Source organism: Microbacterium sp. (assembly GCF_026393345.1).
Lineage (GTDB): Bacteria > Actinomycetota > Actinomycetes > Actinomycetales > Microbacteriaceae > Microbacterium.
The window spans coordinates 1-4,735 of the sequence record NZ_JAPLAI010000019.1; the positions used below are offsets into that span (position 1 = coordinate 1).

3 protein-coding genes and 1 pseudogene are annotated in these 4,735 nt (G+C 69.1%); 2 read left to right on the top strand and 2 right to left on the bottom strand.

Going from position 1 to position 4,735, the window contains the following annotated elements; translation table 11 throughout:
- Together NT132_RS02595 and NT132_RS02600 are read left to right on the top strand one after the other, a co-directional pair.
- A pseudogene (locus NT132_RS02595) lies at positions 1–361 on the top strand (gfo/Idh/MocA family oxidoreductase); the annotation flags it as partial.
- A 41-nt stretch (positions 362–402) separates the two neighbouring features.
- The gene (locus NT132_RS02600) at positions 403–1,113 is read left to right on the top strand and encodes a ThuA domain-containing protein (RefSeq protein ID WP_018022987.1); all 711 of its coding nucleotides are present in this window, start codon (positions 403–405) and stop codon (positions 1,111–1,113) included.
- Between the two features lie 49 nt (positions 1,114–1,162).
- Here NT132_RS02600 and NT132_RS02605 read toward each other — a convergent pair whose 3' ends face one another.
- A complete protein-coding gene (locus NT132_RS02605; RefSeq protein WP_297784334.1) occupies positions 1,163–2,464 on the bottom strand; it encodes a serine/threonine-protein kinase in 1,302 nt (433 codons plus the stop codon).
- A gap of 110 nt (positions 2,465–2,574) precedes the next feature.
- Positions 2,575–4,735, bottom strand: a 2,161-nt coding sequence (locus NT132_RS02610; RefSeq protein WP_297784337.1) for a cation-translocating P-type ATPase, incomplete at its 5' end; no start/stop codon positions are given.

Below are 4,735 nucleotides of genomic sequence, written 5' to 3' on the forward strand. Positions count from 1 at the left end.
CATCTGGCAGACGCGGGCGCCGATGATCGAGACCTACGGAACGGCGGGAACGATCTCGGTGGGCGACCCGAACGGCTTCGACGACGCGACTGAGGCCTGGACCCAGGACGCCCCCGAGTGGAGGGTCGCTCCCGTCTCCGGCGGCTATGCCGACACAGGGCGCGGTGCGGGTCTTGCCGACATGGCCCGGGCGATCGAGACCGGGCGCCCGCATAGGGCCTCTGGCGCGCTCGCCTTCCACGTGCTCGAGATCATGGAGGCGGTGCTGTCGGCCGGACGCGAGCGTCGCGTGGTGGAGCTCACGAGCACTGCCGAGCGACCCGAATCCGTCCCGGCCGGTTCGTCCCCGGATCGGTGGTAGATCTTGGCATTCTCAACGGCGGCAGTGAAAGGAAAGACTTCATGACCGATCGACGTGCACTCGTCGTCCGTGGCGGCTGGGAGGGGCACCACCCCGTCGAGACGACGGAACTGTTCCTCCCCTTCCTCGAGAAGTCGGGATTCGACGTGCGCGTCGAGGAGTCCAACGAGATCTACGCGGATGCCGAGGTGATGGCCGCGACCGACCTCATCGTGCAGTCCGTGACGATGTCGGAGATCTCGAAGGAGGCGTTCGCCGGGCTCCGCTCCGCCGTCGAGGCGGGGACAGGGCTGGCCGGTTGGCACGGCGGTATCGCCGATTCGTATCGAGCGAACTCCGACTACCTGCACCTCATCGGCGGGCAGTTCGCCACTCACCCAGGGCGTCCGCCGGCAGAGCGCCCCGGCGACGAGACCGACAACTACCTGTCGTACACGGTCGACATGACCGAGCTCGGACGCGAGCACGAGATCACCGCGGGCATCTCGGACTTCTCGCTGACGACCGAGCAGTACTGGGTGCTGCACGATGACCTCATCGACGTTCTCGCGACCACGACCCACCCGGTTCAGCCGTATCACCCGTGGCATCGGCCCGTGACGTCACCCGCGGTGTGGACGCGGCAGTGGGGCGCAGGCCGCGTCTTCGTCGCGACCCCTGGTCACAGCGTCGACGTGCTCGAGGACCCGAACGTGCGCACGATCGTCGAGCGCGGGATGCTGTGGGCCAGCAGGGCGGCGCGCACGAGCTAGGCGAGCGCGACCAAGAGGGCATCCCGCGGCACGGCCGCTCGGAATCACGTCACTTGCCCTTCTCGTCGTCCTTGTCATCCTTCCGGTCGCCGGAGTTGTTGCCCGGGCCCTTGTTGGGGTTCGACTTCTGCTCGTCATCGCCCACATCTTCGACGGAGTCATCAGCGGGGTCGGACTCGGACTCGGTGCCCGTCTGCTCCGACTCCGTGGGCTCGACAGTCTCGGGGGTCGGTGGCGTGAACACTTCGTCGGCGGACATCCGTGAGGCGACACGCCCTGCGGAGTCGGGTGCGAGCGCGAAGGTCGAGAACCCTGCGATGGCTATCATCGCCGCCGCGGCAACAGCCATGGCCGCCAGTGCCGCCCTGCGTAGCCTCCGCGCGCGGTGGGGCGGGGCTGGCGACGACGGCTCAGCGGGAACGGTGATCTCCTTGGTCGGTCCGGTGGGCTGATCATCCGACACGATCGGAGTGAGGGCGGGCGGAAGGGGCTGGCGCGCTGACTGCTCGAGCGGTGGACCGCCGCCCAGAATCACGGCCGCCTGCGAGACCTCCCGTGCTGAGGGGCGCTCCTCGGGTGCGACGCGCGTCATGCGCGTGAGGAGCGCTCCCCAGCGCGGCCCGATCGAAGCGGGTATCTCCGGAGCCTCAGAGAGCCGACGGAGGGCCGTCGGCACCTTTCCCATCACGGGGAACGCGGGCTCGCCTGTCAGCGCTTCGATGAGCACGAGCCCCAGCGAGTAGATGTCCACCGCAGGAGTGAGCTCGGCCCCGCTGACCTGTTCGGGCGCCATATACGCGGCCGTGCCGATGACGACGCCCGGTGAAGTCACCCGCGCATCGGAGACGTTGTACGCGATGCCGAAGTCCATGAGCTTCGCGGTCCACCCGGATCCGCGCCGGGACGCGCGCGCCAGCATCACGTTCGAGGGCTTGATGTCCCGATGGATGATGCCCGCGTCGTGCACGACCTGCAGAGCCTCCGAGAGATCGCGGGCGAGAGCGGCCGCCTCCGAACCGGAGAGCGGTCCCTGCGAGAGCCGTGATGCGAGCGTGGGCCCGTCGACGTACTCGATCGCAAGGTAGCGGGCATGTCCGGGGTCGAGCCTCGCGTCGTAGAGCGTGACGAGCGAGGGGTGGTTCAGAGACGCGAGAACCGTGGTCTCGCCGTGCACCCGATCATCGGTTGACGCCTCGTCCGCGGTGCCGAGCAGCTTGATGGCCACGGTGCGCCCGAGGATCGTGTCCTCAGCGCGGTACACCGCGGCCATCCCGCCCCGACCGAGGCAGGGCCCCAGCCGGTAGCGTCCGTCCAGCAGAAGCTCGGTCGTATGCTCGTCGATCGCACCCATGGCCACTCCATGTCGTGCGGCTCGGGTACCGCACTTCCGCCGACCTTACGAACTCCGCGCCGCGTCGTCTTCCGCCTTGACACGCATCGCCCGACGTGCTTGGAGGCGGATCATCGGAACGCCCGCAGCCGCAGACTGTTGCCGACGACGAACACGCTCGACAGTGCCATGGCCGCACCCGCGAGCATCGGGTTCAGCATTCCGAGCGCGGCGACCGGGATCGCGGCGACGTTGTATGCGAAGGCCCAGAACAGGTTCGACTTGATGGTGCCGAGCGTCTTGCGCGACAGGCGGATCGCGTCGGCGGCGCTGCGCAGATCGCCGCGGACGAGGGCGATGTCGGATGCTTCGATCGCGACGTCTGTGCCCGTGCCCATCGCGAGGCCGAGGTCGGCCTGCACCAGCGCGGGTGCGTCGTTGACGCCGTCGCCGACCATCGCGACGACCTTGCCTTCGCGCTGAAGCCGTGCCACGACGTCGACCTTGTCCTTCGGGAGCACCTCGGCGATGACCTCGTCTATACCGACGTCGGCAGCGATCCGCCGGGCGACAGCCTCGTTGTCGCCGGTGAGCAGAATGGGGTGCAGGCCGAGCTTCTTCAACTGCGCGATCGCCTCGGGGCTGGTCGGCTTGACCGTGTCGGCGACGATGAGGATGCCGCGGGCGGCGCCGTCCCACGCGACGGCCACGACCGTCTGCCCGTCGTTCTCGGCCGCGGCCTTCGCCTCGGCGACGGCGGGGGAGAGCGCGAGGCCCCAGTCGGCGAGCAGCGATTCCCGTCCCACGATCACGCTGTGCCCGTCGACGACGCCCTGCACGCCCCTGCCCTCGAGGTTCGCGAAGCTCTCGACACTCGGGAGCGTGCCGACCTGTGCAGCGCCGACACGCGCGGTCGCGGCCTTCGCGATGGCCTGGGCGATCGGATGCTCTGACGCATCCTCCAGCGCTCCGGCAAGGCGCAGCAGCTCATCAGCATCCGTCCCCGGCTCCGGGACGACGTCGACGAGAGCCATCCGCCCCGTGGTGACGGTGCCGGTCTTGTCGAGCACGACCGTGTCGACCTTGCGGGTCGACTCGAGCACCTCAGGGCCCTTGATGAGGATGCCCATCTGCGCGCCGCGGCCCGTGCCCACCAGCAACGCGGTGGGTGTGGCGAGGCCGAGTGCGCACGGGCAGGCGATCACCAGCACGGCGACGGCGGCGGTGAACGCCGCAGCGGCCGGGAACCCGGCGATGAGCCATCCGGCCAGCGTGACCACGGCGATGCCGATGACGATCGGTACGAAGACGCCGGAGATGCGATCGGCGAGACGCTGCACCTCTGCCTTGCCGGTCTGCGCGTCCTCGACCAGCTGCGCCATCTGCGCGAGCTGGGTGTCGGTGCCGACGCGCGTGGCGCGCACCACCAACCGCCCTCCGGCGTTGACGGTCGCTCCGGTGACGGCATCCGCCGGCCCGACCTCGACGGGCACCGATTCACCGGTGAGCATGGAGGCGTCGACCGCAGACGTGCCGGAGACGACGACGCCGTCGGTGGCGATCTTCTCGCCCGGACGCACGATGAACTCGTCGCCGACCTGCAGATCGTCCACCGGGATGAGGGTCTCGACGCCGTCGCGCAGCACCGAGACTTCCTTCGCCCCGAGCTCGAGGAGCGCCCGCATGGCCGCACCAGCCTGGCGCTTCGAGCGCTTCTCGAAGTAGCGGCCGGCGAGGATGAACATCGTCACGCCGGCGCCGACCTCGAGGTAGATGTTCGCCGTGCCGTCCGAACGCGAGAGCGTGAACTCGAACGGGTGCGTCATGCCCGGCATGCCCGCCGAGCCGAGGAACAGCGCATACAGCGACCACAGGAACGCGGCCAGAGTGCCCATCGAGATGAGCGTGTCCATCGTGGCCGCGCCGTGGCGCAGATTGGTCCAGGCGGCCTTGTGGAACGGCCATGCGCCCCACACGATCACGGGTGCAGCGAGCGCCAGCGACGCCCACTGCCAGTACGTGAACTGCAGTGCGGGAATCATCGCCATCGCGATGACCGGCACCGTGAGGATGATCGAGATGATCAGACGCTGGCGCAGCGAAGCGAGCTCGGGATCGGCATCCGTCGCCTCGGTGGTCTTCGCGTTCTTGGGCGCCGGCACCGCGGCGGTGTATCCGGCCTTCTCGACCTCGGCGATGAGCTGTGCGGCCTCGTATCCGGCGGGCGCGGTCACCTTCGCCTTCTCGGTGGCGTAGTTGACCGTCGCGGCGACGCCGTCGAGCTTGTTGAGC